The organism is Kitasatospora sp. MBT63, from assembly GCF_000710465.2.
GTDB lineage: Bacteria > Actinomycetota > Actinomycetes > Streptomycetales > Streptomycetaceae > Kitasatospora.
Window position 1 is genome coordinate 1 of sequence record NZ_JAIZ01000054.1, and the last position, 6,325, is coordinate 6,325.

Annotated in this window: 6 protein-coding genes and 1 pseudogene; 2 read left to right on the forward strand and 5 right to left on the reverse strand. The window is 75.9% G+C overall.

What is annotated here, in order from left to right; all coding sequences use genetic code 11:
• A partial coding sequence (locus AA75_RS03700; RefSeq protein WP_051811762.1) for an MFS transporter occupies positions 1-954 on the reverse strand: 954 nt, incomplete at its 3' end.
• Positions 955-1,062: 108 nt separating this feature from the next.
• On the opposite strand from AA75_RS03700, the gene AA75_RS03705 reads away from it, so the two are divergent.
• Positions 1,063-2,049 (forward strand): LysR family transcriptional regulator, encoded by a 987-nt coding sequence (locus tag AA75_RS03705; protein WP_033818261.1) that lies wholly within the window; start codon positions 1,063-1,065, stop codon positions 2,047-2,049.
• Positions 2,050-2,122: 73 nt separating this feature from the next.
• Here the strand turns inward: AA75_RS03705 and dmpI are convergent, their stop codons facing one another.
• From dmpI to AA75_RS03725, 4 genes are all read right to left on the reverse strand, one after another.
• On the reverse strand, positions 2,123-2,305 hold the full coding sequence (gene dmpI / locus AA75_RS03710) for a 4-oxalocrotonate tautomerase DmpI (protein ID WP_033818262.1): 183 nt from the start codon (positions 2,303-2,305) through the stop codon (positions 2,123-2,125).
• Positions 2,306-2,417: 112 nt separating this feature from the next.
• The gene (locus AA75_RS03715) at positions 2,418-3,338 is read right to left on the reverse strand and encodes a LysR substrate-binding domain-containing protein (protein ID WP_033818263.1); all 921 of its coding nucleotides are present in this window, start codon (positions 3,336-3,338) and stop codon (positions 2,418-2,420) included.
• A 184-nt stretch (positions 3,339-3,522) separates the two neighbouring features.
• Positions 3,523-4,128 carry a YceI family protein gene (locus AA75_RS03720; RefSeq protein ID WP_033818264.1) on the reverse strand — a complete coding sequence of 202 codons (606 nt, stop codon included), beginning with the start codon at positions 4,126-4,128 and terminating at the stop codon, positions 3,523-3,525.
• A gap of 203 nt (positions 4,129-4,331) precedes the next feature.
• Positions 4,332-4,868 (reverse strand): DinB family protein, encoded by a 537-nt coding sequence (locus AA75_RS03725; RefSeq protein WP_033818265.1) that lies wholly within the window; start codon positions 4,866-4,868, stop codon positions 4,332-4,334.
• A gap of 300 nt (positions 4,869-5,168) precedes the next feature.
• Here AA75_RS03725 and AA75_RS48985 point away from each other — a divergent pair.
• Positions 5,169-6,325: pseudogene (locus AA75_RS48985) on the forward strand (hypothetical protein); the annotation flags it as partial.

The window sequence follows — 6,325 nt, forward strand, 5'->3', positions numbered from 1 at the left end:
TGCCGTCCCGCACCCGGCCGCCAGCAGGGCCGCCGCGAGCGTCACCGGCCCGGCGCCCGCCAGCCCCGCGGCCAGCGGCAGGAGCAGCAGGACCGCCATCGCGCCGATCCCCGCCGTCAGCCGGGCGGCCGGCGGCCGGCGCGGCGGGCGCAGCCCGTACAGCAGGCCGCTGACGCACGAGCCCGCCGCCACCAGCGCCAGCAGGACGCCCGCGAGCGACCGGCGGCCGAGCGCGTCGGTGTAGGCGACGGTGGTGACCTCCAGCGAGCCGAACACCACCCCGGTGGCGAGGAACGCCAGCACCAGCACCCGCAGTCCGGCCGAGCGCAGGGGAGCCCGGGTGCCCGGCGGGACCGGCCGGACCGGCGGCTCGGTGGCGCGCCGGGCCGCGAACAGCAGCGCGCCGGCGGTGCCCAGCACGCCCGAGGCGAGCAGCGCGGCCTCGGGGGCGACGGCGGTGCTCAGCAGCATCGCCAGGACCGGGCCGGCCATGAAGCAGAGTTCGTCCAGCGCCTGTTCGAGCGAGTTGGCGTGGTGGCGGGCCACCGCGTCGTCCCGGTACAGGTGCGCCCACCGGGCCCGCGCCATCCCGCCGAAGTTGGGCGCGCCGGCGCCGGCCGCCGAGCACACCAGGAGGGTCCAGTCGGGCGCGCCGCCACGGACGCAGGCCACCAGCGCGGCGAGCGGTGCCAGCCGGACCAGCGTCGCGGGCACGGTGACCCTGGCCTGGCCGTACCGGTCGACCAGCCGGCCGAGCAGCGGCATCCCCACCGCCCCGGCGACCACCCCGGCCGCCACCACCCCGCCCGCCAGCGCGTACGAGCCCCGCCGGTCGGCGACCAGGACCAGGGTGGCGACACCGTTCATGGTGAAGAAGAGCCGGGCCACCAGCCCGGACAGGGTGAAGGCGAGGGCGCCGGGAGCGGCGAGGACACGGCGGTACGGGGAAAACACGGGTCTCCAAGGGGAATCGGGTGGGTCCCCAGCCTCTCGGCGGGCCGCGCCCGCGGTCCAACACCTGTTCGGTGCGATTGACGCACCGGTGTTGTTAATCTCTGCCGCATGCCCGCCGACCTGCATCCCCGCCTGCTGCGCGGCTTCGTGGCGACCGCCGAGACCCTGCACTTCGGCCGGGCCGCCGAGCGGCTGCACCTCGCCCAGCAGGCGCTCAGCCGGGACGTCCGGACCCTGGAACGCGCCCTGGGAGGACCGCTGTTCCTGCGCTCCACCCGCAGCGTGGAGCTGACCGCGGCCGGGCTCGCGCTCCTGCCCAAGGCCCGCCGGCTGCTGGCCCTGCACGACGAGATCCTGACCGGCTCGCATGCCCGGCCGCTGCTGGTCGACCTCAACAGCGAGCCGGGCGGCCCCGATCCGGCCGAGGCACGGGTGCTCGAAGCGGCCCGCCGGGCGCTGCCCGAGCAGGAGCTGCTGGCCCGATTCCACGGCGGGCTGGTGGCCGCGGCGGGCGAGTTGGTCGCCCACCGGCTGGATGTCTCGTTCGGCCGCTTCGCCGGGCTCCCGGCCGTGCTGCGCAGCCAACTCACCCACGTACCGGTCCGGTTGGAGCGGATGGCGGTGATCCTGCCGGTGGACCATCCGCTCGCCGGGCTGGCGGAGGTGCCGCTGCGCGCGCTGGCGGGCCACCCGGTGGACATCTGCGCGGGCAACCCGGCGACCAGCGAGTGGACCGATCTCGGCCGCCGACTCCTCGACGAACACGGCCTGGTGGCCGCGCCGGGGCGGGCGCCCGCGGTCGGCCTGGGAGAGTTCGGCCGCTATCTGGCCAGGCACCGCGAACCGGTGCTCTCCACCACCGGCGGCCCGGAGATCCCCGGCGGGGTCACCCGCCCGCTGGTCGAGCCGGTCGCGTTCAGCCTGCTGGGGCTGGTCCACCGGCCGGACCTGCGGCACCCCGGGCTGACCGCGCTGTGCACCGCGGCGGCCGAACTCGGCGCGGCGGAGGGCTGGTTGCGGCTGCCGCCGGGCAGCTGGCTGACGTCCGAGGACGCGGCCCTGCTGCCCGGCCGCGGCCACCGGGGCCGGCCGTGACGGCCGTGACGGCCGTAGCGGTGGCGGCGGCGGTGGCCGTGATGGCGGGCGGGCCGGTCCGGCGGCGGCGGCGTCAGTTGTCCGCGGTCAGCCGGCCGGCGGTGCCCCAGCTGTCGGTCGGTACCTCGTGGATCCAGACCTGGACGGACTCGGCCGGGATCCGGTAGGCGTCCACGAACGCGTCGGTGATCCGCTGCACCAGCTCGCGCTTGAGCTCGACGGTCCGGGGGCCCTGCTGAACGGTGACGACGGGCATCTGCTGCTCCTCGACTCGGTGTCGGGGCCGGTACCTCGTCCCGGCCCCGCGGTTGGGACCAGTCCACCCGACCCGGAGCCGTGGACCCAGACCCGATTCGCTCCGGCAGCGATCACGATTGACGATCGTCGCAGGTGGGAGCCGTCTCCCCGGCGCGGCAGGCGGCGAGCACCAGCGGGGGCGGCGGTACGCGGGGACGCAGCGCCAGCGCGGTGGGCAGGGCGAGGCCGGGGGAGCGCACCGGCCGGAAGACCACCCGGGGGATCTGCATCATGCGGGCGTTGGCGGCGTAGACGACCGTCCACATCGGAGGCCCGGTGCCGATCGCGGCCAGGGTGTCCTGGAGGGTGCTGGAGGCCGGGCCGGGGACCGGATCGAAGCCCGCGTCCCGGCAGGCGGCCAGGACCAGGTCGACCAGCGCGGGGTGGTTGCGGCGCTCGGTGAGCCGCAACGGGAGGGCGGCCAGGTCGGCAAGGCCGATCTCGGACCGGTCGGCCAGCGGGTGCCGCGCGGGCAGGGCGACCAGCAGGGGCTCCGGGTCGACGGGCAGGAAGCGCAGGGCCGGGCTCCGGTCGGGCACGGCACCGCGGACGAAGGCGGCGTCGAGGTGCCCGTCGGCCAGCCGGTCCAGGCGTTCGCCGACCGGCAGGGAGTGCAACTCGACCCGGACGGCGGGGGCGTGGCGCTGGTACGCGTCGAGGATGCGGTCGAGGCGCTCGCCGAGACCGGTGATGGTGCCGAGCCGCAGCACCCCCGGTGTGGCCAGACCGGGCGCGGCCAGGCCGGCCACGGCGGCCTTGGCAGCCTGTTCGGCGGTGAGCACCTGGCGGGCGGCGGGCAGGAACAGCTCGCCGGCCCTGGTCAGCCGGACGTACCGGGGCGAGCGGTCGAACAGCTCGACCTTCAGCTCGCGTTCCAGCCGCCTGATCTGCTGGCTGACGGCCGGCTGGCCGAGCAGCAGCCGCTCGGCGGCCCGGCCGAAGTGGAGTTCCTCCGCGACGGCGACGAAACAGTGCAGTTGGCGCAGCTCCATGCGGATCCCCCCCGGTCGGCCCGGGTCCCATTGTCGCGGAGACTGCGTGGCCGCAGGGCAGCAGGGCGGCAGGGCAGCGCTCGTCGGGCGGCGTGGGTGGCACGGGCCGGGGTCGGGTACGGCGGCGCCCCCACCGGTGGGGGCGGTGGGGGCGGTGCCGGGACAGTCGGTCGGGTCGGCCGGGTCAGGCCGCCTTCACTGCGGAGATGTCCAGGGTGAGCTTGACCTTCTCGCCGATCAGCACGCCGCCGGTCTCCAGGGCCGCGTTGTAGGTCAGGCCCCAGCTGGTGCGGTCCACGGTGGTGCCGCCCTCGAAGCCGACCCGGTCGGCGCCGTACACGTCGGTCGCGGAGCCGGTGAAGTCGAGGTCCAGCACGACCTGGCGGGTGGTGTCCTTGATGGTCAGGTCACCGTGCATCCGGTAGGTGTCGGAGTCGATCCGCTCGGCGGTGGTGGACTTGAAGGTGATCTCGGGGTACGTCTCGGCGGCGAAGAAGTCGCCGGTGCGCAGGTGCTCGTCGCGCTGGGCCTGGTTGGTGTTGACCGAGGCGACCTTGATGACCAGCTCGGCGGTCGAGTTGGCCGGGTTGGCGCCGTCGAGGTGGAGCTTGCCCTCGTACTCGGTGAACTCGCCGCGGACGTTGGTCACCATCGCGTGGCGGACGGCGAAGCCGATCCGGCTGTGGGTCTGGTCGATGGTGTAGTCGCCGGTCAGGTGAGCCAGGTCCGGGCCGGTGGTGGCCTCGGCGACGGCGACGGCGGTGTCGTTCTTGCGGCTGAAGATGCCCATGGTGGGTGCTCCTCGGGTCGGAAGCCGATTGTTGAGGCTTCAACTTGTCGATGGCTCCACCATAGACCCGTTTCGTTCAATGTTCAACCACCAGTTTCGGCCGACGTGCCGCCGCCGCGTCATTCAGGCGCGGGGTGGGCAGGGGGCGCGGCCCGGTCGAGGCCGCCCTTCGCCGCCCTGCGGCCCTGCCGACCCGCCCTTGCTCAGGCCGCGCCGGTCTCGTCGACCAGCTCGAACGCCGTCTTCCCGTCCAGCGTCTCGCGGATGATGTCGGCGTGGCCGGCATGCCGGGCGCCCTCCTGGATCAGGTGCAGCAGCACCCAGCGGGCCGTCCGGCGGCTGTTCGGCGGGAACCAGGGAGCGGTCGGCAGCGGGAAGTCCACCGCCAGGTCGGGCAGCTCCCGGATGATCTTCTCGGTCTCGGTCGCGACCTGCTCGTAGGTGTCCAGCCAGGCCGCCAGCGTCTCGCCCTCGGCCAGCCGGTACTCCTCCGCCCAGTCGTTCTCGTCCGGGGTGGCGTGCACCCCGCCGCCCTGCAGGTTGTCGACGATCCAGAACCGCTCGCACCGGGCCGCGTGCTTGATCAGCACGGTGAGGGAGAGTGCGCTCACGGTCGGGGTGCTCGCGGCCTGCTCCTCGGTCAGCCCGTGCACCGCGCGGCGCAGACCGCCGCGCTGGGCGGCCAGGAAGGACAGCAGGGCCTCGCGCTCGTCGGTCTCCGCGTTCACCAGGGTGGGCATGTCGGTCGCCTCTCGTCGGCTGCGTCGTCGCCGGACGCCCCTGCGGGTCCCGGCTCTCGGTGTCACCGACGTTATCGGCGGATGCGGACAGCTTCGGTCCTCTTCTCCGCCCGTACCGCCCCGACCGCCCCGCCTGCCTCTACCGCCTCACTCCGTCCCCGCGTCCGCTGCCGTCCCCGCGTCCGGCCGCTGCCCCCGCAGGGCGGCCGGACCGGGCCCGTCCCGCTCCGCGCCACCGGGCTAGGGTGAAAACCGACCGGCGGCCGGCAGCGGCCACCGCGCGTACGGAAGGCACGCCGCATGTACGCCCTGCACGCACTCTGGCGCAGCGACGGCCGCCTCGCCCTGTGGGCCGAGGACGCACGGGCCTTCCGCTCCGTCCGGGTCGAACCGGGCAGCCGCGCCCACCCGTACGCCTGCTCCGCCGCCGCCGTGGCCGAGCTGCTCGCCGGCATCGGACCCGCGCTCGGCTGGCTGGCCGAACAGGGCGCCGAACGCTGGACCGGCCTCCACCTCCCCACGCTCGGCGGACGGCCCGCACCCTCCCCCGACCTGCCCGTCGGCGCCACCACCGGCGGGGTCGCCCTCGCCGTCTGGCGGGTCCCCAGCCTGGTGTTCGAGCCCGCCGAGGCGGCCCAGCTGCTCGGCGGCCTGGACGACCCCCGCTGGGCCGGAGCCACCGCCGACCTCCCGGGCACCGGACCGGTCGAGGTCGCGTACGGCGCCTCGCTGCGCTGGCTGACCGCCGTCCACGACCTCGCCTGGCGGCTGCTCGGCCGGGGACGGGTGCTGCCCGTGATGAGCACGGAGGACGGCGTCCCGTACGCCCGCTGGCAGGCCGCTCCGGACCGGCCGGGCCGCGCGGAGGCGGACGCCCTCGCGGCCGGCTGCCCGCCGGTCTGCCGCGCGGAGGACGTCCCCGGCGCGCAGCCCACCGGCCGGGCCCTGGTCGCCACCCTGCTCGACACCCTCACCGACCAGGAGGCCAGGGCCGCCCTGGCCGCCACCACACCCGACCCGGTCCCCGCCGACCACCCCACCGAGCAGTGGCTGGCCGCACTCGCCACCGCCGACGGCCGGCTCCCTGGCCCGCCGCCCGGCCTGCCCGAACGCCTCGCCGCCTGGTACGACGACCGCCCCGAACGGCGGCCACTACGCCTGTGCCTGCGGCTGACCGAGCCGCTCGGCCCTTCCGACGGCGACCCCGACGGCCTGCCCGCCGTCGACGACTGGCGGCTCGACTTCCTGCTCCGGCCCACCGAACGCCCCTCGCTGCTGGTCACCGCCGCCGACCTATGGGCCGGCGGCCCGGCCGCCGCCGCGCTCACCCACGCACTCGCCAGCACCCCCGGTCCGGCCGCGGAGGGCGGCCCGGGGCCTGGTGGCAACCCCGACCCCGGCGGCAACCCCGACCCCGACGGCAACCCCGACCCCGACGGCAACCCCGACCCCGCCCG